Source organism: Paenibacillus flagellatus (assembly GCF_003217775.1).
Lineage (GTDB): Bacteria > Bacillota > Bacilli > Paenibacillales > NBRC-103111 > Paenibacillus_AB > Paenibacillus_AB flagellatus.
Window position 1 is genome coordinate 105,907 of record NZ_QJVJ01000008.1, and the last position, 25,135, is coordinate 131,041.

At 52.1% G+C, this 25,135-nt stretch carries 19 protein-coding genes; 14 read left to right on the forward strand and 5 right to left on the reverse strand.

What is annotated here, in order from left to right; genetic code table 11:
- Window positions 1–316: 316 nt before the first annotated feature.
- Window positions 317–2,749, forward strand: coding sequence for a hypothetical protein (locus DLM86_RS18085; RefSeq protein ID WP_110841465.1), 2,433 nt, complete (start codon window positions 317–319; stop codon window positions 2,747–2,749).
- Here the strand turns inward: DLM86_RS18085 and DLM86_RS18090 are convergent.
- Window positions 2,719–4,728 (reverse strand): ABC-F family ATP-binding cassette domain-containing protein, encoded by a 2,010-nt coding sequence (locus DLM86_RS18090; RefSeq protein ID WP_110841466.1) that lies wholly within the window; start codon window positions 4,726–4,728, stop codon window positions 2,719–2,721. The two genes, DLM86_RS18085 and DLM86_RS18090, sit on opposite strands and share 31 nt — an antisense overlap.
- A 172-nt stretch (window positions 4,729–4,900) precedes the next feature.
- Between DLM86_RS18090 and DLM86_RS18095 the strand changes: the two genes are divergently transcribed.
- The 8 genes from DLM86_RS18095 (at window position 4,901) to groL (ending at window position 11,320) form a co-directional block, all read left to right on the forward strand.
- Window positions 4,901–5,512: a 5-formyltetrahydrofolate cyclo-ligase gene (locus tag DLM86_RS18095; protein WP_110841467.1), complete on the forward strand. Its 612-nt coding sequence runs from the start codon at window positions 4,901–4,903 to the stop codon at window positions 5,510–5,512.
- Between the two features lie 158 nt (window positions 5,513–5,670).
- Window positions 5,671–6,165: a cyclic pyranopterin monophosphate synthase MoaC gene (gene moaC / locus DLM86_RS18100; RefSeq protein WP_110841468.1), complete on the forward strand. Its 495-nt coding sequence runs from the start codon at window positions 5,671–5,673 to the stop codon at window positions 6,163–6,165.
- A 38-nt stretch (window positions 6,166–6,203) separates the two neighbouring features.
- Window positions 6,204–6,698, forward strand: a complete 495-nt coding sequence (locus DLM86_RS18105; RefSeq protein ID WP_110841469.1) for a MogA/MoaB family molybdenum cofactor biosynthesis protein — start codon at window positions 6,204–6,206, stop codon at window positions 6,696–6,698.
- Complete coding sequence (locus DLM86_RS18110) at window positions 6,695–7,717, forward strand: molybdopterin-binding protein (RefSeq protein WP_110841470.1); 1,023 nt, start codon at window positions 6,695–6,697, stop codon at window positions 7,715–7,717. Before DLM86_RS18105 ends, DLM86_RS18110 begins: the two co-directional genes overlap by 4 nt.
- A 37-nt stretch (window positions 7,718–7,754) precedes the next feature.
- Window positions 7,755–8,063 (forward strand): twin-arginine translocase TatA/TatE family subunit, encoded by a 309-nt coding sequence (locus DLM86_RS18115; protein WP_110841471.1) that lies wholly within the window; start codon window positions 7,755–7,757, stop codon window positions 8,061–8,063.
- Between the two features lie 68 nt (window positions 8,064–8,131).
- Complete coding sequence (tatC, locus tag DLM86_RS18120; protein WP_110841472.1) at window positions 8,132–8,902, forward strand: twin-arginine translocase subunit TatC; 771 nt, start codon at window positions 8,132–8,134, stop codon at window positions 8,900–8,902.
- Between the two features lie 395 nt (window positions 8,903–9,297).
- Window positions 9,298–9,579, forward strand: a complete 282-nt coding sequence (groES, locus tag DLM86_RS18125) for a co-chaperone GroES (protein WP_110841473.1) — start codon at window positions 9,298–9,300, stop codon at window positions 9,577–9,579.
- 109 nt (window positions 9,580–9,688) lie between these two features.
- Window positions 9,689–11,320, forward strand: a complete 1,632-nt coding sequence (gene groL, locus DLM86_RS18130; RefSeq protein ID WP_110841474.1) for a chaperonin GroEL — start codon at window positions 9,689–9,691, stop codon at window positions 11,318–11,320.
- A 79-nt stretch (window positions 11,321–11,399) separates the two neighbouring features.
- Here the strand turns inward: groL and DLM86_RS18135 are convergent, their stop codons facing one another.
- The 4 genes from DLM86_RS18135 to DLM86_RS18150 form a co-directional block, all read right to left on the reverse strand.
- Window positions 11,400–12,917: an S-layer homology domain-containing protein gene (locus DLM86_RS18135; protein ID WP_158289542.1), complete on the reverse strand. Its 1,518-nt coding sequence runs from the start codon at window positions 12,915–12,917 to the stop codon at window positions 11,400–11,402.
- A gap of 379 nt (window positions 12,918–13,296) precedes the next feature.
- On the reverse strand, window positions 13,297–14,910 hold the full coding sequence (locus DLM86_RS18140; protein ID WP_158289543.1) for an S-layer homology domain-containing protein: 1,614 nt from the start codon (window positions 14,908–14,910) through the stop codon (window positions 13,297–13,299).
- 330 nt (window positions 14,911–15,240) lie between these two features.
- Complete coding sequence (locus DLM86_RS18145; protein ID WP_245954724.1) at window positions 15,241–16,548, reverse strand: S-layer homology domain-containing protein; 1,308 nt, start codon at window positions 16,546–16,548, stop codon at window positions 15,241–15,243.
- A 161-nt stretch (window positions 16,549–16,709) separates the two neighbouring features.
- Window positions 16,710–19,184, reverse strand: a complete 2,475-nt coding sequence (locus DLM86_RS18150) for an O-antigen ligase family protein (protein ID WP_158289545.1) — start codon at window positions 19,182–19,184, stop codon at window positions 16,710–16,712.
- 212 nt (window positions 19,185–19,396) lie between these two features.
- Between DLM86_RS18150 and DLM86_RS18155 the strand changes: the two genes are divergently transcribed.
- Genes DLM86_RS18155 through DLM86_RS18175 form a run of 5 tightly spaced genes read left to right on the forward strand, consistent with a single transcriptional unit; the run spans window position 19,397 to window position 25,133 of the window.
- Window positions 19,397–20,428 (forward strand): Wzz/FepE/Etk N-terminal domain-containing protein, encoded by a 1,032-nt coding sequence (locus DLM86_RS18155; RefSeq protein WP_110841479.1) that lies wholly within the window; start codon window positions 19,397–19,399, stop codon window positions 20,426–20,428.
- 15 nt (window positions 20,429–20,443) lie between these two features.
- On the forward strand, window positions 20,444–22,366 hold the full coding sequence (locus tag DLM86_RS18160) for a polysaccharide biosynthesis protein (RefSeq protein ID WP_110841480.1): 1,923 nt from the start codon (window positions 20,444–20,446) through the stop codon (window positions 22,364–22,366).
- Window positions 22,367–22,388: 22 nt separating this feature from the next.
- Window positions 22,389–23,003: a sugar transferase gene (locus DLM86_RS18165; RefSeq protein ID WP_110841481.1), complete on the forward strand. Its 615-nt coding sequence runs from the start codon at window positions 22,389–22,391 to the stop codon at window positions 23,001–23,003.
- Between the two features lie 25 nt (window positions 23,004–23,028).
- Entirely contained in the window at window positions 23,029–23,937 is a 909-nt protein-coding gene (locus tag DLM86_RS18170; protein ID WP_146250244.1) for an NAD-dependent epimerase/dehydratase family protein, read from the forward strand.
- Window positions 23,934–25,133, forward strand: coding sequence for a glycosyltransferase family 4 protein (locus DLM86_RS18175; protein WP_110841483.1), 1,200 nt, complete (start codon window positions 23,934–23,936; stop codon window positions 25,131–25,133). The genes DLM86_RS18170 and DLM86_RS18175 overlap by 4 nt, the downstream gene beginning before the upstream one ends.
- The last annotated feature ends 2 nt before the right edge of the window (window positions 25,134–25,135 follow it).

Sequence of the window (25,135 nt, forward strand, 5' to 3'; positions counted from 1 at the left end):
AGGGCACGCCCATTGCCGGTTGGCAGCGGTGGCCGATTCCCCGATGAATAACGTCGCTTGTCCGCTCGACGAAACCGGTCGCAGACGTGTCGGATGGCGTATCCGACTTCCGGAATAAGCATCGGAAGGGTGCTGTGGATAATGTGAATAACGGTGTCGAGGTTCGACAAGATTCACGCCGGTTCGCCGTTTCGCTCTTGCGACCACTGTGGATAAGGTTGTGGATATCCCCGAATGTATCAACAACCGCGGTAAAAAACGACAAGATTGGCCATCCTATCCGAAGCAGGTTTTTTTCAAGACGGAGGCCATCACAGTGAAGTTCTCCAAGCGTGCCGCCTTGCTGCGGCGCATTGTATGTCTCGGGGTAGCGATCGGGATAGCGGCGGTCGGGTTGGCGAACGTTTGTTCCTCCGATCCCGGCGAGTATGCGTTGACGACACAAAACCGTTCAAAACGGTCGAATGCGAGCGAAGGGCGTGTCACGATCGTCTCCGTCCCGGGGTGGTCGTTTTTGGATTGGAGCGAGGAGACGCTGGACGTCATGCCGCACTTGCGGCGGCTGCTGCGGGAAGGCGCGATCGGGGCGATGAACGTCCGTACGCCGGAGAAGGGGCTCGAGGACGGCTACGTCACGCTGGGAGCGGGGGCGCCGGCCATCAGCGGCTCGGACTACGTCGCGCGCGACGCCGGGGAAACCGACGGGAAGACGGGCGTATCGGCCGCCGACCTGTATCGGAATCGGACGGGACGGGAGCCGGGCGGAGCCGATGTCCTCGTGCCGGATATCGCGGCGATCGCGAGGCGCAACGCGAACCGCGCGTTCCGGGCGCAGCCGGGGCTGCTCGGCGAACGGCTGCGTCAGGCCGGCATCGCCGCCGGCGTGTACGGCAACAGCGATACGGCGGACGACCGCAAGCGGTTTGCGCCGCTTATGCTGATGGACGCCGAAGGCCGGGTGCCGCGCGGACGCGTCGGCGACGGCTTGCTCATCGCCGACCCCTCGAAGCCTTCGGCTGTCAAGACGAATATCGGCGACATGATCCGTTCCTGGGAGGAGGCCGTTGCCTCGGGGACGTCGGTGGTGCTGCTGGAGTGGGGCGATTTGTACCGGCTGCAGACCGAAAAGCCCCGCTATGAGGCCTCGCAGGCGGAACGGATGAAGCGGCGGACGCTGGGCGAACTGGACGAGCTGCTCGGCATGCTGCTGGAGCGCAGGCGCGGGGAGGACGCCCTCTGGCTGCTGTCCCCGTACGCCGGATCGGAGGCGGCGAGCCGGAAGATGCCGCTCGCGCCGATCGTCTATACCGGCCCGGCGACGGCCGGCGGCGGAGGCGGGCTGCTTCTGTCGCCGAGCACGCGGCGGGACGGAATCGTCACCGCGTCCGACTTCGCGCCTACGCTGCTGGACGCCTTCGGCATCCCGGCGCCTGACGAGATGATCGGGCGTCCGCTCGCGGTCGAGAGCCGCGCCGATGCATGGGAGTACTTGCGGCGCGAGCTGGGTACGATCCGGGAGGTGTACCGGATCCGTCCGCGCATCCTGATTCCGTTCGTATCGGCGGAAGCGTTCGCTTTGCTCGTGGCCTTGCTGGCCGTGTGGGGAGGATGGCATCGGAGGGCGCTGCGGTGGATCGAAGCGCCGCTGCTGGCGCTGCTGGCCGCTCCCGCCGCGCTGCTTGCGGTAGGCTGGCTCAATGCGGTGCGGCCGCTGCCCGGGGAAGGGCAGGCGCTGCTGTTCGTCGCGGGTGCGGCGCTCATCGCGGCGATATTCTCGTACGACCGGTCCGCGCTGGCCGCGGCCGGGCTGCTGAGCGGCGCGACGGCGCTCGCGCTGCTGGCGGACGGGGCGTTCGGCGGCGAAGGAATGAAGCGGTCGGCGCTCGGGTACGACCCCATTATCGGTGCCCGTTATTACGGAATGGGCAACGAATATATGGGCGTCCTCGTCGGCGCAGCCACGTTCGCGCTCGCCGCCGCGCTCGAGCGCGCCCGGCGCCCGGCCCGCGCCGCGGCCGGCGGCGCGCCCGCCGACGGCGGGGCCCCGCCGGGGCCGGCGCCCGAGCCGGCGGCAGGGCCGCCGCTCTCGCGCGTGGCGGCGTACGGGCGCCGCCGCCGCTCGTCGCGGCTCGCGGCCGCGCTGGCCGCCGCCGCGTTCGTCGCCGCCGCGCTGTACCTCGCCGCGCCGCGGCTCGGCACGAACGCGGGCGGCGCCGTCACGGCGGCCGTCGCCTTCGGGCTCGCGTGGCTGCGCAGCTTCGCCCCGGGCGCCTTCCGCGGGCGCGGCCCGGCACGGCTCGCGCTGCTAAGCGCGGCGCTCGTCGCCGCCGCCTTCGGCGCGCTGTGGCTGCTGAACGCCGCCGTCCCGGCCGGCTCCGCCGGCACGAGCCACATCGGCCGCGCCATGTCGCTGCTCGCCGGCGGCCGTTCCGACCTGATCGCAGCGATGATCGTCCGCAAGCTGCAGATGAACCTGCACTTGATCGGCGTGTCCGCCTGGACGAAGGTGCTCGCCGCGGGGCTGCTCGTCATGGCGTTCGCCGTCGTCCGTCCGCGGGGCGTGTTCCGGCGATGGGAGAAGCGGTACCCGCACTACATGAGCGGCTTCATCGCCATCGCCGTCGGCGCCGTCGCGGCGCTTGCCTTCAACGACTCCGGCATCGTCGCCGCGGCGACGATGATCGTGTACGCGGCCGTGCCGATGCTGCTCCTGCGCATTCAGGAGGACAGCTCCTCCCATTGCTCGTAAAGCGTCTCAAGCTCGGCCTTCTTGCGCTCGATGTCGGCGTTCACTTTCTGGACGGCGACGTAGTCGTTGAATATTTCGGGCTTGATCAGCTCGGCCTCGAGCGCGGCCGTTTCGGTTTCCAGCGCGGAGATCGCCTGCTCCACCTGCTCGAGCTTGCGCTGGCGGTTGCGCTCCTCGCGCTTTTGCTGCTTCTCCGCCTCGTAATCCCGCGGCTTGCCGCCGCCTTCCGGCTCAGCGGCCGATGAAGCCGCACCCGGCGGGCCGGACGCGCCGGCCGGAGCCGCTCCGGAGCTTGCGCCGCCCGCCTTGACCGGCCTGCCGCCGGCTGCGGCTTCCGCAAGCCGCTCCTCCTCGAAGGCGGCGAGCTCGCGTTTTTTCTCGAGATAGTCGTCGTAGTTGCCGAGGTAATCGTCGATGCCGCCGGGGTGCAGCTCCAGCATCCGGTCGGCCATCTTGTTCAGGAAATACCGGTCGTGGGAAATGAACAGCAGCGTCCCTTCGTAGTCGAGCAGCGCCGCCTCGAGCACTTCCTTGCTGAACAAGTCCAGGTGGTTCGTCGGCTCGTCCAAAATAAGCACGTTCGCCTGCTTCAGCATCAGCTTGGCCAGCGAGACGCGGGCTTTTTCGCCGCCGCTGAGCGACCCGACCTTCTTCAGCACGTCCTCGCCGCTGAACAGGAAGCTGCCGAGCACGGTGCGGATGCGCACCTCCTCGAGATGCGGGTAATCGTTCCACAGCTCCTCCAGAACCGTATGGTTCGGATTCAGTCCTTGCTGCTCCTGGTCGTAATAGCCGATGACGACGTTCGAGCCCCATTCGAACGTGCCGGCGTCCGGCTGCTTTTGGCCGGTCAATATTTTGAGCAGCGTCGATTTGCCGATGCCGTTCGGGCCGATCAGGGCGGCCATGTCGCCTCGCTTCAGCTCGAAGGAGACGCCTTGGAACAGCTTGCGCGTTCCGTCGTACGACGCTGCAAGATGCCGCGCGCTCAGCACGTCCTTGCCGGTTTGCCGCTCCGTCTCGAAGCGGAACGCCGCCTTCTTTAGCTCGCCAGACGGCTTATCCAGCCGGTCCATCTTCTCTAGCGCCTTGCGCCGGCTTTGCGCCCGCTTCGTCGTCGAAGCGCGGACGATGTTGCGCCGGACGAAATCCTCCATCCGCGCGATCTCCTCCTGCTGCTTCTCGTAGTGCTTCAGCTCGATTTCGTACTCGGCGGCTTTCAGCTCCATGTAGCGCGAGTAGTTGCCGGTATAGCGCTTGCAGCGCGTCCGTTCGATTTCGTAGATGACGTTCGCCATCGCATCGAGAAAATACCGGTCGTGGGAGACGACCAGCACGGCGCCCGAATAGCCCCGCAAATAATCTTCCAGCCACGTCAGCGTCTGGATGTCGAGATAGTTGGTCGGCTCGTCGAGCATGAGCAGATCGGGCTCCTGCAGCAGCAGCTTCGCGAGCGCGAGCCGCGTCTTTTGGCCGCCGCTCAGCGTGCGGATCGCGGTGGCCGGGTCGAACGCGCCGAAGCCCATGCCGTGGAGAATGCTGCGCACGCGCGCCTCGATTCCGTAGCCGCCCTGCTCGCGGAACGCGTCGGATTTGACGGCATAGCGGTGCAGGACGTCCTCGTACGCCTTCGCATCCTCCGCGAGGGACGGGTCGGCCATGCGCGCCTCCAGCTCCCGCAGCTCTTGCTCCGTCTCCAGAAGATGCGCGAATACGCCCATCATTTCGTCCCAGATGGAGCGTTCCGATTGGAGTCCGCTGTTTTGCGCAAGATAGCCGATGCGCGTTTCCTTCGCCCGGTAAATGTCGCCCGCGTCGGCGGACATTTCGTCCGCTATGATTTTGAGCAGCGTCGATTTGCCTGCGCCGTTCACGCCGACGAGCCCGATCCGGTCGCGTTCCTGAATTTGCAGCGATATATTCGACAGCACCGTCGTCGTGCCGTAATGTTTGGTCAGTCCGTTCACTTGCAGAAGCATCGTTGTCTTCCTCCGGTAAGTTCGTTCGTTCAAGTCCAGTTTACCGATGGGGCGCGACTTTGTAAAATGACAGTTTCCTTGAAACCATACGGTCCGAACCGCGCCCTTTCTTCTTTTTATTCCCGCGGATTGTATGGTACACTGGGGGTGAAACGGAAGGATGGACGAAAGAATGACTGTACACGCGAGCAAGACGGACTTGCGCAAACGGATGGAAGCGATCCGGTCGTCGATTCCCGCGGAGGAGCGGGCGGCGATGTCGCGAAGCGCGTGCAGGGCGGCGATCCGAATGCTCGAGCGGATGAGGGCCGAGGCCGGGGACCGCCCGTTTACGCTGTTCAGCTACGTGCCTTTTCGAACCGAAGCCGACGTCACGCCGGTCATGCGATGGTGCTGGGAGTGCGGAGGACGCGTCGTCGTCCCCAAAACGATCCGCGACCGGAAGTGGATGTCGCTTCATCTTATACAAAGCTTGGACGACTTGGAGGCGGGCGCCTGGGGCATCCGCGAGCCGTCCATGTCGGCGCCGGCGCTCGAGCGGCTGTCGGAGCTCGACGCCATGCTCGTGCCGGGACTCGCCTTCGATGCGAAAGGCGGACGGCTCGGATACGGCGGAGGCTACTACGACGCCTTCGTCCGCCGATGCCGGGCGGCCGGCGAGCGGGAGCCTTTCAAGCTGGCCGTCGCATTCGACGCGCAGATCGTGCCGGACGTGCCGATGGACGACCACGATTTCCGGATTGACGCCGTCGTGACCGACCGCCGGCAGTTCACATCTTTTTAACAACCTTTTTGCCGTTCCAAAAAAGGACATCCCCGCCCGCGCGTCGAAAAGAACAAGAACTATCCGCATGACGACGGCGCGGAGCCGTTCGGCGCAATCGCCCGCAGAAGCGAACCGGCGCCGCGATATTCCTAACGACGGACGGGAGGAGGGACCTGATGAACGAGCATTCCGGACTCACCCACTTCAACACGGAAGGCCGCGCCCGCATGGTGGACGTGACCGGAAAAGCGGAGACGAAACGCGAAGCGGTCGCCCGGACGACCGTCTCGATGCTCCCGACGACGCTGGCCGCCATCAAGGAAGGCCGCATGGGCAAGGGCGACGTGCTCGCCGTGGCGCAGGTCGCCGGCATTATGGCGGCCAAGAAGACGTCGGAATGGATTCCGATGTGCCATCCGCTGCCGCTGTCGGGCGTCGATATCCGGTTTTCCGACGACGGCGAGGGGGAGCTGTACATCGAAGCGACCGTCAAGACGACCGGACCGACCGGCGTTGAGATGGAGGCGCTCACGGCCGTATCGGCGGCGGCGCTGACCGTGTACGACATGTGCAAGGCGCTTGAGAAAGGGATGAGCATCGGGCCGACCGAGCTCCTGTCCAAGACGGGCGGCAAGAGCGGCGACTACACGCGCCGCGCCGACCGGCCGTAAGCCGAGCTTCCGATTCGAGACAAGGAGGGGATAAGCTGATGCGCTGGAAAGTTGGCCTCTTAACGGCAAGCGATCTAGGCTCTCGCGGCGAACGGGAAGACACCAGTGCACAGGTGATTCGCGAACTCGTGGAGGAAGAGCTGCAGGGAGATATCGTCGAATACCGGATCGTGCCCGACGAGACGGACGAAATTATGGCTTCGCTTATCGAAATGACCGATTATTACAAAGCCGATCTGATCTTGACGACCGGGGGCATCGGGATGGGCCCGCGGGACGTGACGCCGGAAGCGACGCTCGAAGTGATCGACCGTCAGGCGCCCGGCTTCGCCGAGGCGATGCGGGCGGCCCTGATGCAGCGAACCGGGCTCGGCATGCTGACCCGCGGCGTAAGCGGCATTCGCGGCCAGACGCTGCTGCTCAATTTGCCCGGCGATCCGAAGGGCGTGCACGAATGCTTGGCCGCCGTCATGGACCAGCTGCCGGTGGCGCTGACGATGCTGCGGGGCAAAGGCGGAGGCGGTTCGCCATGAGCCGTACCAGCGTACTTCGCGAAGTGAAGGTCGAGGAGGCGGTCGGACTCGCGCTCGCCCACGATTTGACCCGGATCGTCCCGGGCGAGTTCAAGGGGAGGCTGTTCCGCAAAGGACACGTCATCCGCGAGGAAGATATCTCCGAGCTGAAGCGGATCGGCAAAGAGCACATCTATGTGCTCGAGCTCGGCGAAGACGATTTGCACGAGAACGACGCCGCCATCCGGATGGCCCGCGCGGCGTGCGGCTCCAATGTGACGACGACCGAGCCGAGCGAAGGAAAAGTGATGCTGAAGTCGGCGATCCGCGGCTTGGCCCGGGTCGACAAGTCGTTCGTCGACGAGCTGAACGGTATCGAGCAGCTCGCGATGGCGACGCTGCCGACGAATACGGTCGTCTCTCCCGGTCAATCGCTGGCCGGAACCCGCGTCATCCCGCTGTTGGTCGCGAAGAGCAAAGTCGAAGCGGTCGAGCGGGCGGCCGAACGGTGGCGCGACGCGCATATGGGAGAAGGCCCCATATCCGTGACACCTTTTCGAACACTGCACGCGGGGGTCATCACGACCGGCAGCGAGGTGTATAATGGGTTGGTCGAGGACAAGTTCGGCCCCGTCGTCCGGGCGAAGCTGGAGGCGCTCGGTTCCTCCGTCGCCGAGCAGCGGTTTTGCAAGGACGACAGCGGCGACATCGTCCGGGAGATCGACTATTTTTTGGCAAGCGGGGTCGATCTTATTCTGGTGACGGGCGGCATGTCCGTCGATCCCGACGATCGCACGCCCGGAGCGATCAAGCAAGCCGGCGCCCGCATCGTCAGCCACGGCACGCCGATGCTTCCGGGCTCCATGCTTCTCGTCGCTTATTTGGGTGACGTTCCGATTCTCGGATTGCCGGGAAGCGTCATGCACGATCCGTTTACGGTGTTCGACGTGCTGCTGCCGCGCCTGTGCGCCGGCATCGCGATCGAGCGGTCGGATATAACCGAGCTCGGCTACGGCGGCTTGTTCGCCGACCGGGGGTAACGCAAGCGGAACAACCATATTGAAGGAGGAACCGATTATGCCCAATATCGGTGCAACGGGGTTTATTTTGATCATTTTGGTCGCGCTTCTGCTGTTCGGACCGAGCAAGCTGCCGGAGCTCGGCCGCGCCTTCGGCCGCACGCTCCGCGAATTCAAGAACGGGGCCAAAGAAATTATGGAGGACGACTCCGACCGCAAGGAAGTGCAGCGTGCGACGGAATCGCAGAAGCTGGACGCCGGCAAGCCGGAATACCGCGCTTCCGCGGAAGGCGCGCCGGTCGCGCAGGCTGCGCAGCCTTCGGCACCGCAAACGGCTCCTGCCGCCGACAAACGTCTGCCGGAATGAGCGCGGCACCCCGGTATCGGGGCGCATTCGCGAATCCGCATTTTTAAACGGTAAGGTTGGTGAACAGGATGCAGGAAGAAGCGGCTTCCTTGGTCGAGCATTTGACCGAGCTGCGCAAACGTCTCATCTGGATAATCGTCGTGCTGGCGCTGGCCATGATCGGGGGATTTTTTGCGGCCAAGCCGATTATCGTTTATTTGATGAATACCGAGCCGGCTTCCAGCATCGTTTCGTTGAATACGTTCTCGCCGTGGGATGCGATCCGGCTGTACATGCAGTTTGCCTTCGCGATCGGGCTGGTCGTCACGCTGCCGTTCGCCCTCACCCAGATTTGGCTGTTCGTCAAGCCGGGGCTTCTGGAGCACGAGCAGAAGGCGACGCTTCGCTATATTCCGGGGGCGGTGTTTCTGTTTTTGCTCGGGCTGGCGTTCGCTTACTTCGTCATTTTCCCGATGGCCTTCTACTTCACGTCCTCCGTCACTCAAAGTCTCGATTTGACCGAAACGTACGGAGCGGCCCAATATTTCTCGTTCATGTTCAACATTTTGCTTCCGATGGCGCTGCTGTTCGAGCTTCCGGTCGTCGTCATGTTTTTGACGAAGCTGCGGATTTTGAACCCGCTCCGGCTGAAAAAGCTTCGCCGGTACGCTTATCTGGTGCTCGTCATCGTCGCGACGTTCGTGACGCCGCCGGACTTCATCTCCGACATTCTGGTCGCGATCCCGATGATCCTGTTGTACGAGATCAGCATCATGCTCTCGGCGCGAGTCTATCGCAAGCAGCAGGAATACGAGAAGCAGTGGCTCGGGGAGCTGGCGAACGACGCCGGAACTTCATAAGCAGACGAAACAGGCTCCGTGTCGGTTAGATGCGGAGTCTATTTTTATGGCCAGGCCGAACCTGCTTACGGACATCGCTTCCCTTCGATTCCGGATGGGGTTGACCAGCGCCTCTCCGTGTAATGTTATTTTTGCAGGGACGCGGGCCGCAGGCAGAAGCGCATGGCCTTTCGTTTCTAAAAGTCTTCATTCCGCATACGCAAAGCCGCCGATGGATACGATAGAGGAGGCGTGGAAAAGAGAGGCAGCGGTTAAAATTTTTATGAATCGGCGCAAAACCACTTGCAAACCGGGGGCGAAATGATTATGATAATAATTGTTATTAGCACTAACCACATTCGAGTGCTAACAAACCCTCTACAAACCAATCACTATTCAAAGGAGGCAGTTTTCTCATGATCAAACCGTTGGGTGATCGCGTAGTCATTGAACCTATTGCCAAGGAGGAGACTACGGCTAGCGGCATCGTATTGCCGGACACGGCAAAAGAAAAGCCGCAAGAAGGCAAAGTCGTTGCAGTTGGCAGCGGCCACGTTAAAGACGGACAACGCATTGCACTCGAAGTCAAAGAAGGCGACCGCGTGTTGTTCTCCAAATACGCCGGCACCGAAGTGAAGTTCGAGGGCAAGGAACTGCTCATCTTGCGCGAAAGCGACATCCTGGCTGTGCTGGCGTAAGAACGTCCGTGTTCTTACCATCTCCGCACAATCGTTAAACTATACTTAAGCATGATCCGGCAGCGGTAAACGTTCTGCCCATTACACAATCCGGGAGGTATCCGATAACATGGCGAAGGAAATCAAATTCAGTGAAGACGCTCGCAGAGCGATGCTCCGTGGTGTCGACGCTTTGGCTAACGCGGTTAAAGTGACGCTCGGTCCGAAAGGCCGCAACGTCGTGCTCGAGAAGAAATTCGGCAGCCCGCTCATCACGAACGACGGCGTGACGATCGCGAAAGAAATCGAACTCGAAGACGCGTTCGAGAACATGGGCGCTCAGCTCGTAAAAGAAGTTGCGACGAAAACGAACGACGTAGCCGGTGACGGTACGACGACGGCAACCGTTCTCGCGCAAGCGATGATCCGCGAAGGCTTGAAAAACGTAACCGCCGGCGCGAACCCGATGGTCATCCGCAAAGGCATCGAGAAGGCCGTTAAAACGGCTGTAGAAGAGCTGCAAAAAATTGCGAAGCCGATCGAAGGCAAGCAATCGATCGCGCAAGTCGCGGCGATCTCCGCAGCCGACGAAGAGCTCGGCCAGCTGATCGCGGAAGCGATGGAGAAAGTCGGCAACGACGGCGTCGTTACCGTCGAAGAATCCAAAGGCTTCGTAACCGAGCTGGAAGTCGTGGAAGGCATGCAGTTCGACCGCGGTTATCTGTCCGCTTACATGGTGAACGATACGGACAAGATGGAAGCCGTTCTCGACAACCCGTACATCCTGATCACCGACAAGAAAATCTCCAGCATCCAAGAGATCCTGCCGGTGCTCGAGAAAGTCGTTCAATCCGGACGTCAATTGCTCATCATCGCGGAAGACGTCGACGGCGAAGCTTTGGCGACCCTCGTCGTCAACAAACTGCGCGGCACGTTCACTTGCGTAGCGGTTAAAGCTCCTGGCTTCGGCGACCGCCGCAAAGCGATGCTCGGCGATATCGCGGCTCTGACGGGCGGCCAAGTGATCACGGAAGAGCTCGGCCTCGACCTGAAATCGACGACGATCGATTCGCTCGGCTCCGCTCGCCAAGTTCGCGTATCCAAAGAAAACACGATCATCGTCGACGGTGCGGGCGACAAGAAAGACATCGGTACGCGCGTTGCGCAAATCCGCGCCCAACTCGAAGAGACGACTTCCGACTTCGACCGCGAGAAGCTGCAAGAGCGTCTGGCGAAGCTGTCCGGCGGCGTAGCCGTTATCAAAGTCGGCGCCGCAACCGAAACCGAATTGAAAGAGCGTAAGCTGCGCATCGAAGACGCCCTGAACTCCACGCGTGCCGCTGTGGAAGAAGGTATCGTTTCCGGTGGCGGTACGGCACTCGTGAACGTATACAACGCGGTAGCGGCCGTTAAAGCCGAAGGCGACGAGCAAACGGGCGTGAACATCGTCCTGCGCGCGCTGGAAGAGCCGATCCGCATCATCGCTACGAACGCCGGCCAAGAAGGCTCCGTTATCGTAGAGCGCATCAAGAAAGAATCCGCAGGCGTAGGCTACAACGCCGCTACCGGCGAATGGGTCAACATGTTCCAAGCCGGTATCGTCGACCCGACCAAGGTTACCCGTTCCGCTTTGCAGAACGCGGCTTCCGTGGCGGCTATGTTCCTCACGACCGAGGCGGTCATCGCCGACAAGCCGGAGAAAGACAAAGGCCCTGCAATGCCGGATATGGGCGGCATGGGCGGTATGGGCGGCATGATGTAAGGCTTGCCCGAGCAATACAAGAGGCGTCCCCCGATTCTGCGGAATCGGGAGACGCCTCTTTTTTTTCAATCTGGATCAATCAATCGATAAATTCCAGCTTTGTCAGTACGCGCTTCAGCATCGCTACCGTTTGGGCGCGCGTAGCCGAGCCGTACGTTTCCAGCGTCGAATCGGTCATGCCGACCATGAAGCCGGCCGACACCGCTTTGGCGACATCCTTTTGTCCCCATACGATGCGGTCCGCATCCGCCCATTTGGCGAGTAGCTGCGACTGGGACGAATCGTCCATGGCGATTCTTCCGCCTGCATAGGTGTACGCTCGAACGACGATCGCCGCCAATTCTTCGCGGGTAATCGAGTCGTTCGGACGGAACGTGCCGTCTTCATAGCCGTCGATCAGTCCGGCTTTAGCCGCAGCGGCTACGATACCCGAATGCCAATCGCCGGTTTCCACGTCGTTGAAGTACGTGACACCCTTGATTTCGACCAGCCCGAATGCGCGTACGGCAAGCGCAACGAATTCTGCGCGGGTCAAATTGCGGTCAGGCTGGAATTCGGAGCTCGTGGCGCCTTCTACGATCAACTTGCTCGCTAGTAGCTCGATGTCCGATTTGGCCCAATGCGAGGCGATATCGGCGAACGATTTGTCGAGCTCGATGACCGTGTACAAGCTGTTGCCCGTCCGCCAGAACTCCGCTTCCGTATCCGAAATCGAACCCGGTACGAAGCTTAAGCGTTTCATAGCCGGATCGTACAGTGCGATCGTCGCCGACCCGTTCGGCTTCGTTACCAGCGGAATTTTCCGCTTCACGTACTGCTCGAACACGTCGATGGCCGTTTTCTTGCCGTCTTTATCCGCCACCGCAAATTCCAGCTCGAACACGTGCGAAAGCGACTTCGCTCCGAGCGAAGCGATCGCGTCTTGAACCGGCTGCGCCTCGCTGTCCGAAATTTTCCTCATGCCCACGAGGAGCTGCATATCGGCTACTTCAGTATTCGCTTTGTCGGCCAGGTCCTCCAAATCGACCGCGCCAAGCGGCAGCTCATACGTGCCGTTATCCATGACGATATGGAGAAGCGCTCCGAATTTGGCGTTCGTCAGAGCCGAAGCCGGAATCGAGACCGAATCGCCTTTGACGCGGATCGTCACTTCCTTGTACTTCTCGAGAGCCGCTCTCAGCTTGCCGGCATCGACTTTGCCGTCGGTGGCTTCGATTTCATCGGAAACGTCGTCCGGATCGGTCGTGCCGCCCCCGTTGCCTCCGTTACCGCCGCCATTGCCGGGATTGCTACCCGTACCGGAGCCGCCGCCGCTTCCGCTATCGCCGCTTCCGCCGGAGTCCGAGCTGTCCGACTCACGGTAGATCAGTCCGGTTACATCGTCGGTCCCGTATCGGAAGTAGACCGCGCTATATACCGAGTCGATGACGACACCGCTCGGAAGCGAGTAGAACGAGGCTGCATCGCCGTAGGAGGAATACGTAACCGTCACATTGCGAATATGCTGCCCGCTCGCCCCATAGACGCCGAGCGTAACGGATGGCTGACCGTAGACGGCCTGTCCGACCGTTCCGTCGAAGCGGATCTGCCCGGACAAAGAGCCGCCGGAAGAAAAGCTCCCCTGGAAGGTCATGGCAGCCGAGGCCAGCGTCGGAACGAGCAAAGAGAAGAGTAGGATCGTAAGTAGAGCAACCGATGTTTGTTTTAGCTTGGATCGTTTCGACAAATGCTTCTCGCTCCTTTCATAGAATAGGGTTTAACCATTATGTAGGGACGGCGCGTCCTGTTGTCCAATTGTCACCTCCTCTCGCAGAACCGTCCAATACCCTTTACCCAAGTTATACCTATTCGAAACAGCCCCAATGAAACCCTTTCAAGAAAAATGATAAAAAAATGGAAATGCACATCATTTCCATCCTCACAACAAAACACCTTGCGCTCCGCTAAAGGGAACGCAAGGTATTCCGTTATGGGAATCAGTCGATAAACCCGACTTCGGACAAATACCGTTTCAGCATCGCCGCCGTCTGAGCGCGCGTCGCTTGACCATACGTTTCGAGCGTCGTATCGGTCATGCCGTTCATTAGACCCGCCGCTACCGCCTGAGCAACCTCCAGACGGCCCCAGACGATACGATCGGCGTCAGCCCAGCGGGACAGCACCTGAGCTTGCGTAGAAGCGTCTACGGTTACTTTGCCGCCTGCGAACCTGTAAGCCCTCACGACCATTGCGGCGAGCTCCTCGCGTGTAATGGGTGCGTTCGGACGGAACGTTCCGTCTTCGTAGCCGTCGACGATACCGGACTTAGCGGCTGCGTTAACGACACCGGCGAACCAGTCGTCCGCATCCACGTCATCGAAATACGTCGCACCCGTTACCGTGCTCAAGCCGAGCGAACGGACGAGAAGGGCGGCAAATTCGGCGCGTGTAACATTCCGGTCGGGCTCGAACGTCGTGTCCGTTACGCCGTCCACGATCAGCTTCCCGGCCAGCAGCTCAATGTAGTCTTGACCCCAGTGGGACGCAATATCGTTGAACGACTTGCTCAACTCGATCACGGTATATACGCTATTGCCCGTCCGCCAGAACGTCGCTTCCGTGTCCGAGATGGTACCCGGTACGAAACGGAGCGATTTGGTGTCGGCGTCGTACCAAGCAACGGATGCCGATTGCGACGGCTTCTCGCTGAGCGGGAGCTTTCGCTTCACGTACCGATCGAACGTGTCGATCGAAGCTTTCTTTCCGGTTTTGCCTTCCGCCGAGAGACGGAAATCGACCGCATCCGCAAGCATCTTGCCTCCGAGCGAGGAGACCGCATCCGCAACCGCCTTGGCGGCGTCGCCGGTCAGCTTTTGGATGTTCACGGTAAGCTTCAGGTCCGCCACTTCGGAATCAACCGTCTTGGCCAAAGCCTCCAGGTCGAACGCATCCAGCGGGAGGATATAGGCGCCGTGAGCGGTTACGATAGTCAGAATCGAACCCGCTTTCGCCTTCAGAAGCGCGGAGGCCGGGATCGAAACCGTATCGCCCGTTACTTTAATCGTCACTTCGGTGAACTTTTCCAGCGCGTTTTTCAACTGGTCGGCGTTGACCGTACCGTTAGAGGCGTCAATCGTGCTGCCGTCGCCAGGGGAGACAATTCCACCGCCACCCCAGCCGCCGCAGTAAGTACAGCCGGTCGGCGGCGTCTGCGGCTGACGATAGACGACGTCCGTCACGCTGCTGACGTTGTTATCTTCGTATTTGAAGTACACGGCACTATAAACCGAATCGAGAACCGTGCCGCTAGGAATGGTATAGTATGAGACCCCGTTGGTGTAAGTATCGTACGTGACCGTCACGTTTCGGATAAAGCCGCCGTCCTTGGCGTATACGGCCAATGTAACGTCGGCTTTGTTCAAGCCATAGACGGCCTGTCCGACCGTGTCGCCGGTATCGTCGAAATAAACTTGGCCGGTTACCGTTCCGTTGGAGTTGAACGTTCCTTTGAAATACACGCCGGCCGAAGCCAGCACCGGAACGAGCATGGACAAGAGCAACAGCGTGACCAACAAGCCGGACGTTTTTTTCATCGTCGTTCGGTTCAGCAAGCGTCTCCCGCTCCTTTCGTTCAAGTTCCTTTGCCAGGGTTTCGGAGATGTTTTCATGGATTTGTAACTGTCACCTCCTTCCGCGAGAACATCAACTTTTCATGACCCTACGCATACAGTTTCGAAGCAATTGGAAAATATAGAGGGGTACTGGGAAAAAATAAAGTTTACCGGCAACGTAAAAAAATCCCTCGCACTTCCTAGTGGAAGAGGAGGGATGGTGAGTTAAATCGGACCGAATCGGATCCGATGGTTTCCCTATCTAAGCTTGCAAGACCGGACTTGCTTTATCCCGATCCTGCGCTTCATAACCCTTTATGACAATACCGCTCAGTCGATGAACTCCGCTTCCGTCAAGAAACGTTTCAGCATCGTCACGGCCTCCGCGCGAGTCGCAAGTTTGTCGGAATCGAGGGTAGAGCTCGTCGTTCCGTTCATAAGGCCGGTGAGCAGTGCCAAAGCGACCTCGCGTTTCCCCCAGCTAACCTTATCGCCGTCCGTCCATTTGGCTAACGTCTGGTCGATGCTGGAGTCGGCGATCGCAAACCTGCCGTCGGCAAACTCGAAAGCGCGGACAATCATCGTGGCCAGCTCTTCGCGAGTGAGGAGAGTCCGCGGATGGAAGGTGCCGTCATCGTAGCCGCTCACAATCCCGGCCTTCGCGGCGGCACCTACCGCCCCGGCAAACCAATCGTTGCCGTTCACATCGCTGAACTTGGCGGCCGATGCATCCGGATTCAGACCGAGTGAGCGAACGGCCAAGGCAGCAAACTCGGCACGAGTGATGCTCCGGTTTGCTTCAAAAGCGTCGTCCGAGACGCCGTCCACAATGAGCTTGTTGGCCAGCAGCTCGATGTCCGCTTTCGCCCAGTGCGAGGTAACGTCCGTGAACGATTTCCCAAACTCCACAACCGTATACACGCTATTGCCCGGGCGCCAGAACTCCGCTACGGAATCCGAAATCGAACCCGGTACGAACGAAAGCGACTTCGTATCCGAATGGTACAGAGCGACCGTAGCCGTCTTGGAAGGCTTCGCCGTCAACGGCAGCTTTCGCTTCACGTAATCATCGAAGGCGTCGATGGCAAGCTTCTTTCCATCTTTGCCTTCAACCGTCACGTTAAACTCGACCGCGCCGGACAGTGCCGTACCGCCTGCTGCAGCAATCGCATCCAGAACCGGCTTCACTTCGTCGCTATTTAACTTCGAAATCTCAACCGTGACCTTCAGGTCGCCAACCGTTGCGCCAAGCTCCTTAGCCCAAGCCGCAAAGTCCAAGGCTGAGAGCGGCAGCGAGTATGTACCCTTATCGCTTTTGACCGTTACTGTCGAATCTTCCTTCTTCGCCGCGTCTACAAGCCCGGATGCCGGGAACGTAACCGTTTCGCCGGTGAGATTCAATACGACCTCGGTCTTATTTTCGAATGCAATCTTCAGGGCGGAATCGCTCACTTGGCCATAAGTCACGTCGATGGAACCATCAATAGTTGAAGCAAATACTACTGAAGGTACCATACACGAGATCATCGTTGCCATAATCATAACCTTAGGCAGTTTTTTCAATAGGGTTGGCTTCACCATGTGGCGGCTCCCCCTTTCCTTATAAATGGTATGTACTTCTGTTTTTGTGATATCCACTTTGTACAACTCACCTCCTACCCCAACTGTAAGCGTTTTGGATCTGAGTATAAATCCACTTGTCGTCCAGATAACATATTAGAAGTCTTATACCAGTGAGTAGTTATTGTGACTTTCCGAGATCTAAAATCAAGGTGTAAGGGATGAAAAACAGAATTATATTAGAATTTGCTATCAAGGAGAGACTGTATTTCATTCTGTTCGTTTATATCATGGGACAATAACTTGCCTAAAAGCTCCTGGTCATCTTTATTTTGTTTGCGTAGTGCCGCTAGGTACCAGCGAGTGATTTGGCGATTAAAAGGAATATCCAGCCTACTGGATAATCCAGCCTTTAAAAAATTGGCTGATGATTCGTAATTACCTCGAATAAATTCAATCTGCCCAAGGGAAAGTGCAATAACAGGCGTTAAGCCGAAGGCTTGGCCCTGGTTTTGCCCTTCCGGCAAGCTAGCCAGTTCATTTGCTTTGGATTGTACTTGGTTATAAACGTCAAATGCCTGATTCCAGTATTGTTCCTTCAATTTATCATCCGCTTGAAGGCGGGCCCGATCCCCGAGATCTAGCCTCATAGATATGCTTTTCTCATACAAGGAAATATCCCATGGAAAATCAACGATTTGACTGTCGACCAATTTTATTGCTTCCTGGATTTGATCTTTAAAAGTTAATAACTGAATTTTTTTTTCGAGAAGAATCCGATTATGCCTTTCTGTTAGCTCCAATTGTTTAATCGAACTTTGGGCCTCTTGAAAATACGATTCGTTTTTAGTTTGAGAGTAAGCCTGGAATAAAAGATCGATCTTGAAAAACTGATATTCAGGATTATTTGGCTGCAATTTCAGTGCCTGATTAAGAGGATTCATAATTTCATTAAAATTTTTGTTGTTATTCATATTACTAATGGCTGTATTAAACAGCTTGTAAGCATTAATATACTGGACCGTATGGTAAAACACAATCACTGAAATTATCAATACAATTGAAGGATATATTTTCGTTGTATAATTTGGCGGTTTTTTGACGAAATTTATTTGGCCCTTTTCGTAGCTTGCCACGCTTGCCATTGACCCAAGAGATAAAAATAACAACACTCCCAAATAGACAAAGCTCAGGTCAAAGTCAATCATGCTATGAATGAGAAGTGCAACGGAAATAATGTAAAAAATGAAATGAGAATCCTTGTTTGAATCGTCATTGCCCCAAAAATGTTTTATAAATAAATAGAAGATAAATCCAAGCAAGGCGATAAACATAATGAAGCCTATGGCCCCTGTTTCAACCAAGTTTTGCAAAAAGTAGTTGTGGGATTGTCGGCTAACGTAGGGACTGTTTTGATATTTTTCATACAACGCTGCCCAAGCACCGCCCCCGGCTCCAAGAACAGGGTAATCCTTAAACAATTCAATTGCATCCTTATAATAAGCCCCACGTTCAAGGACGCTATGCTGTTGAAAGTTAATGCTTTCAATTCGGCTTCGAACGTTCTCCGGCAATAATTTCGTTAGTATTGTATCATTGTATAGCAAATAGATGCTAGTTATACCCAAAATAATCGCGGATGCTGGTATTAGCAGTTTGGCGAATCTTTTTTTGCTGAAAGAGGCAAGTTTACGTTCGAGCCAAGAACTAAAAAAATTGTGAATTGAAAGTATAAGAAGCATATTTATAAAAGAAATAATCAATAATGTGCTCCAACCAGTATAAGCTAATTTAGCTTGGTATTCCTTACCAAGTTCTAACCCGATATTTGACAGTTTACCTAATACCAAAACAGATGAGACAAACGAAATGATCAAATAAAGGACATACAGAATTTGGCGAGATGGTTTCAACAAAGGAAGAACAACAACAACCACAATTGGTAATATCACTAACCCCCCGCGGGATAAGGTAAGAAAAAAAGAAATAATAATTGGGACTACCATAAAAGAATGAAAGACGATGGTGATCCTTTTTTTAGATGATGTAACCAAAAATAAAGCCGATAGTAGAATGGCGATCAAAAAGGCGGCATAACTATTGGGATATTGAAAAACAGACGTTAATCGAGTTTCCAAAACTGCATTTTGATAAAAAGGGAGATCGCCCATTCCTAAAGTGAACCAACGGACCAACGAGAAAATAAAAGAGTTATTTCCGAGCCAATTAAATAATCCAAAAATTACAATAAAATATGAAGACGCCATAATACTATTTTGAAGCAAAATTGCTCCAGTATAACTTTTTGAAATATAAAGAGCAATTAAAAAGAAAGTTATATAAACCAGTTGAATAAATAATTGGTTCGATGCATAATATTGCGAAACAGCAGTGAAATAAGAAAGTGAAAAAGTTAAAGGAATAAGCCAAATTAGGACGCTTATCAAATCAGCCGTAGAATTAACCTTCCAATGATAAAATAAATAAATGGATAATAATGCCAAAAGGGCCGCTGACCATATAACTCCATAGTAAATGGGGGTTGCGAAACTAATAGAATATCCATTAAACAATCCTTTTTGGAAGGGCGCCCAGAACAAGAATATTGTAGTGAAACAAAACATAAGCCAAAATAATAATGAATCTTTATCTTGCCCTTTCTTTTGTTGATTTTTCAAACTTTCAGCGTAACTTCGTTTAAGGCTATCGGGCATGTTTATTCTCCTTTTACCTTGTAGAATACGACAAAATCTTACCATATTAAATATTGCATGCCAATTGGAAATCCAAGAAAGAAGGGTAAAGGGCTATTCATTAGCGATACTGCCATATTTAACAGGAGTCTTATAATTGTAGTAATATTATTGTATATTTGATAATATAAACTTTGTTTCGACAACATTATTAAGGAGAAGATATTATTGCTATGAAAGACGAAATTAATCTAAGAGAGATTATTGAAACACTTTGGAAGGGCAAGGTCTTTATAATTTTAACGACAATAGTATGCATGTTTTTAGGTTCTATCTATAGTATTTTTTTATTATCCCCTATTTATGAGGTTAGTACATCCTTGATAGTGAAAGGGCAAAAAACTGATGAGCAAAATCAACTGAAATTAGATACTTTCATAAGACAAGTAATTAACAATTTAATGATCAATAAGTTTATTCAAAATTTGCCTTTGGATGAGAAACAATATTCTGCTAAATCGATACTTGACGGCATCATTCTTCAGAGTGACGATGAAGCAAAAATGATTCGAATAACAGTTCGTGGAAGCAATCCAGATTTTATTATGAAAACGGCAAATTTTGTTGCATTTGAAGCGGGATCATTAATTGAAGTAACGAATCGATTGGACGAGATCATCGGGTATAAAAAGCGTTTGGGTGAAATCGAAGATAATTTGAAAATCACTCAAAAAGAAGTTGAGGAAGTAAACCGTCAGTTACAGGCTACTCCCGAAAAATTGTTTACAAAAAAAGTGTTGGCTGATGAACCTTATATGCAATCGGTTGCAGGGGATTCTAAACAAGTTAGCAATCGTAATTTAGGGTCACTCCAACTAGAAAGTGAAGAAATCAATAAAGTCTTTACAACATTAAAAGAAAAATTAGCCGAATCGACAATTACGCTTTCAAAATTGCAAACCGAAAAGGTGAATTTGGAAGAAAGAATTACGTTTAACCAGAAGACGGTTGATGAACTTCAGATGATGAAAAATACCGGGGAACTTTCCTCTGATCGGTATATCCTAACGCCTGAAAAATTTAACGCTGTTTTAGTAACGCCTGCCCAGTATCCGGAAAATGCTGTTGGACCGAACAAAATGTTCAATATTGCTGTGGCCGCTGTTGTTGGGGGGCTAGTGTGTTGTCTTTTCTTGCTTTTTAAAGAATATTGGAGAAAAGGCGATTTAACAAAGGGTTCGAATATCTCAACTTTAAGTAAATGATTGGGAGGGGGAAATGTGGGAAAGCATATTAGAATTCTAGCTTTATTAATAATAGATTTAATACTTGTTTGTTTTTCCATATATATATCCTACTTATTGCGATTCGATTATGACATTCGACCTGAATTCAAAAAGGCATTGCCGTACGTTATGACCGTATATTCCTTGTTGGTCTTAACTTGTTTTTATTACTATAAGATTTATAAAAGACTGTGGCAGTATGCTAGTATAGGAGATTTAATATCAATTCTCAAAGGATCATTGGGAAGCTCAGCGATTTTTTTTATTGTTCACCAATTGATTGTACATTATTTTTATTCGGAGATCATTGTTCCTCGCAGTATCTATATACTTTCTGCAATGATCATCTTCTTAATTGTCGGAGGATCGCGGTTTTTATGGAGAATATTTCGTGACAATTATATAAAGCTTCAACCACACCATCATCGAGCATTAATCGTTGGGGCTGGAGATGTTGGTATTATGGTTGCGAAAGAACTTAAGCACTCAAACTCGGAATATTATCCAGTTGCCTTTATTGATGATGATATTCAAAAAAGGAATTTAGAAGTTTTAGGTATTCCGGTGCTGGGGAATAGTAAGGATTTATTAACGGTGGTTGAAAAGCAAAATATTGATTATATTATTATTGCCTTACCTTCGGCCACGCGAACCGAAATTGCAGAGATCCTGGAAATATGCAAGAAAACACGTTGCCAAATTAAAATTGTTCCTCGGGTTAATGATTTAATAAATGGTAAGATCTCCATTAATATGATTCGGAATGTAAGTGTAGAAGATCTGTTGGGGAGAGATCCCATAAATGTTGACTTGAAAGGAATTACCGATTACCTTTTCAATCATGTCGTATTGGTGACTGGCGCAGGTGGATCAATTGGATCTGAGTTATGCCGACAGATAGCAGGGTTCAATCCGAAACAACTGTTACTATTAGGACGTGGTGAAAATAGCATTTATGAAATTGAGATGGAATTGAGGAAGAATTTTCCGAATATTATGATTGAACCAATTATTGCAGATATTCAGCATAAGCATCGTTTGATTGAAATATTCGAAGAATATCGCCCACAAGTTGTTTTTCACGCGGCGGCACATAAACATGTTCCTTTGATGGAAAAAAACCCAATTGAAGCAATTAAAAATAACATTTTGGGAACAAGAAATTTGGCTGAATGTGCTCATGAATACGGGACGTTACGATTTGTTATGATCTCTACGGATAAAGCCGTAAACCCAACAAGTATTATGGGTGCTTCTAAAAAAATTGCCGAAATGATCGTTCAAAATCTCAATGAAATAAGCGAAACATGTTTCTCGGCCGTACGTTTTGGGAATGTCTTGGGTAGTCGTGGCAGTGTGATTCCAGTTTTTAAACGTCAAATTGAGGAAGGTGGCCCTATCACCGTTACTCATCCAGAAATGATTCGTTATTTCATGACTATACCAGAGGCAGTTCAACTAGTTATACAAACAGGGGCACTTGCTACTGGAGGAGAAATATTTATTTTAGATATGGGAAAGCCCGTCAAAATTGCAGATCTGGCGCGAGATTTAATTCGATTGTCAGGAATGGAGCCTGATAAGGACATCAAGATAGTGTACACCGGTTTGCGTCCGGGCGAAAAGTTGTTTGAAGAATTGTTAACAGCTGAAGAAGGGGCATCTGCTACAAAACATAATCGAATATATGTAGGTAGACCGGTACGCGTTAGTTCTGAAGAGTTAAGCCGAAAGATAAGTATTTTAGAAAGTATGGCTTTTGGAAATGAAAAGCCGGGATCTGTTGAAATTCGGAAGCAGATTAAAGAATTGGTACCTTCATTTCAAATTCCTGATCAAGATGGGTTATCTAAAAATGCGATAGAAGAAGCATTGAGAGCTTCTTTAGAGATAGTTGCTGCTATTAACAATAAATAGCTAGGTTTTGAAAGGTGTATACATGAAAATTTATCCAGTAGCCAAACGTTTCTTTGATTTTACTTTATCCCTGCTGGGAATAATAATTCTTCTACCCCTTTTTCTGATTATCGCCATGCTAATAAAGTTTGATTCGAAAGGGCCGGTATTGTTCAAACAAAAACGTATTGGTAAAAATAAAACTTATTTTTACATTCTTAAATTTCGAACGATGAGGATAGATACACCAAAGGATACTCCTACTCACTTATTAGAAAGTCCGAATAAATTCATTACTCGCATTGGCAAAGTGTTGAGAAAAACTAGTTTGGATGAATTGCCGCAGATTATAAATATATTAAAGGGCGAGATGAGTATTGTTGGTCCGAGACCAGCTTTGTGGAATCAATATGATTTGATTAAGGAAAGGGATCATTATGGCGCGAACCAAATAAGTCCCGGATTAACAGGGTGGGCACAGATTAACGGTAGGGATGAATTGCCAATAGAAGTTAAGGCGCAATATGACGGCGAATACGTTCAAAGAATGAGTTTATTTTTTGATATGGTTGTGATGGTAAAAACGATTGTAAATGTAATAAAAAGAGAAGGCGTAAGAGAGGGTACAACTCGGCAGGGTACTAAGGAATTCCCATAACTTTGTGGATTCAGGGAGGTTCATTGTGCTATATGTTACGGGGATAACGGGTCATACCGGTATGTTTTTTTTGAATAGATTGAAGCAAGAAGGATTTTCAGGGAAAATAAGATGCCTAGTCCGAGAGAAGACCGATACTCATATGCTTGAAAATACGGGACTAAATCTCGAAATTGTCCGAGGAAGTATAGAAGATAAACAGGTTTTGGAAAGCTCAATGGTTGGAGCCGAAACAGTTTTGCATATTTCAACTATATTATTGTCGAATCAAGTAGTGGAGGCAGCCATTAAGAATCGCGTCAAATGGGCCATTCTGGTTCATACAACGGGAAGGTTTTCTAAATATAAAAGTGCATCGGAAGAATATATTAAAATTGAAGAAAGTATAATTGGGATGCGAAATCAGATAGGAATAACGATTTTAAGACCAACTATGATCTATGGAACCTCTCGTGATAGGAACATGTACAAGTTGGTTGATTTTTTAGCTAGACATAGGTTTTTCCCTATGTTTGGTGAGGGGGAAAATCTAATGCAGCCTATTCATGCGAAAGATTTGGGAAATGCGTATTACGACGTGCTTATTAATAAACATATCACCTATAATAAAGAATATAACTTGGCGGGTAAGGCTCCAATAAGATATATCGATTTAATCAAATGTGTATCGAAAAATTTGGGCAAAAATACAATTATTGTAAAATTCCCACTCTGGTTCTCGATACTAGCCGCAAAAATATATAATAAGATTACAAAGAAAGCAATCATTTCTGTCGAGCAAGTTCTGAGAATGCAAGAGGATAAGAGTTTCAGCTATGAAGAAGCATATAAGGATTTCAATTTTAGACCCTTATCTTTTGAGGAAGGAATTATAAGTGAAGTGAAAGAGTATGTGGAAAGCCGAAGAAACTCTAGGCGAGGTTTAAAATCATGAAAATACTCGTTATTTGTCAATATTTTCACCCAGAACAATTTAGAGTGAACGACATATGTTTCGAGTTGGCCAAGTCGGGGTATGAACTTACAGTACTAACGGGACTTCCAAATTACCCCTCGGGCGTTGTGGATAGAAAGTATAGGGGATTTAGAAATAGAAAAGAAGTGATTAACGGAGTCCAAGTATTCCGTTCGTGGCTTATAGGTAGAGGAAATAATAAAATTAGCTTGGCGTTAAATTATATAAGCTTCGCATTGTCAGCTATTATAAAAACATTTAGTTTTAAAAAAAATTTTGATCTCATTTTAATCTATCAACTATCCCCAATTACGATGGCTTTACCCGGGATTATGTTGAAAAAAATGATAAAAAAACCGCTTGTTTTGTATTGTCACGACTTATGGCCTGAAAGTATCGCATCAGCGGGCATTTCATCAAATAGCAAAATTTATTCTTTAGTTTATAAATTGAGTAGATGGATTTACATGCAATCAGATGAAATTTTTACGAGTTCAAAAATGTTCGAACAATATTTTCGCGAGGTTTTAGAGATTCAGAAACCAATTACCCATCTCCCAGTATATGCGGAATCTTTATTTGAGAGTGTTGTAATGAAAAAAAAAGATGCTCAAGAATGCAATTTGCTTTTTGCGGGTAACATTGGCGAGATGCAAAATGTGGAGACGATATTGTACGCTGCAAACGAACTTAAGAACGAGCCTTATATAAAATTTCACATTGTTGGTGGCGGATCATCTCTTAATAAATGCGAAGAATTATGCGGAAGATTAGGAATTAAAAATGTTTTTTTTTATGGGCAGCATCCGGTGAATGAAATGCCTAGATTCTACGCAATGGCGGATGCTTTTTTAATTACATTGAAAGCAAATAAAGTAATCTCTTACACGTTGCCGAATAAAGTGCAATCTTATATGGCGGCCGGCAAACCTATCATTGGTGCAATTAACGGCGAGACACAGAGCCTGATTAAGGAGGCAAAATGCGGATTGTGTGGTGCTGCGGAAGATTACAAGGAACTAGCGGCAAATATAAGGAAATTTGTTGAAGAGAAAGAAATGCAACCGATATACGGGCAAAATGCAAGAAAGTATTACGATAATCATTTCTCCAAACAGATTTTCATGCAAAGGTTGAAGGAATTACTAAAAAATTCGAGTAATTGGGAGGTTTAATC

What these genes read in the sequence shown, in the direction of transcription:
- DLM86_RS18105 (WP_110841469.1), top strand. Translation starts at nt 6,204, where the DNA reads ATGCGCTGGAAAGTTGGCCTCTTAACGGCAAGCGATCTAGGCTCTCGC.
- groL (WP_110841474.1), top strand. Translation starts at nt 9,689, where the DNA reads ATGGCGAAGGAAATCAAATTCAGTGAAGACGCTCGCAGAGCGATGCTC.
- DLM86_RS18155 (WP_110841479.1), top strand. Translation starts at nt 19,397, where the DNA reads ATGAAAGACGAAATTAATCTAAGAGAGATTATTGAAACACTTTGGAAG.
- DLM86_RS18110 (WP_110841470.1), top strand. Translation starts at nt 6,695, where the DNA reads ATGAGCCGTACCAGCGTACTTCGCGAAGTGAAGGTCGAGGAGGCGGTC.
- moaC (WP_110841468.1), top strand. Translation starts at nt 5,671, where the DNA reads ATGAACGAGCATTCCGGACTCACCCACTTCAACACGGAAGGCCGCGCC.
- DLM86_RS18095 (WP_110841467.1), top strand. Translation starts at nt 4,901, where the DNA reads ATGACTGTACACGCGAGCAAGACGGACTTGCGCAAACGGATGGAAGCG.
- DLM86_RS18165 (WP_110841481.1), top strand. Translation starts at nt 22,389, where the DNA reads ATGAAAATTTATCCAGTAGCCAAACGTTTCTTTGATTTTACTTTATCC.
- tatC (WP_110841472.1), top strand. Translation starts at nt 8,132, where the DNA reads ATGCAGGAAGAAGCGGCTTCCTTGGTCGAGCATTTGACCGAGCTGCGC.
- DLM86_RS18150 (WP_158289545.1), bottom strand. Translation starts at nt 19,184, where the DNA reads ATGCCCGATAGCCTTAAACGAAGTTACGCTGAAAGTTTGAAAAATCAA.
- groES (WP_110841473.1), top strand. Translation starts at nt 9,298, where the DNA reads ATGATCAAACCGTTGGGTGATCGCGTAGTCATTGAACCTATTGCCAAG.
- DLM86_RS18115 (WP_110841471.1), top strand. Translation starts at nt 7,755, where the DNA reads ATGCCCAATATCGGTGCAACGGGGTTTATTTTGATCATTTTGGTCGCG.
- DLM86_RS18090 (WP_110841466.1), bottom strand. Translation starts at nt 4,728, where the DNA reads ATGCTTCTGCAAGTGAACGGACTGACCAAACATTACGGCACGACGACG.
- DLM86_RS18175 (WP_110841483.1), top strand. Translation starts at nt 23,934, where the DNA reads ATGAAAATACTCGTTATTTGTCAATATTTTCACCCAGAACAATTTAGA.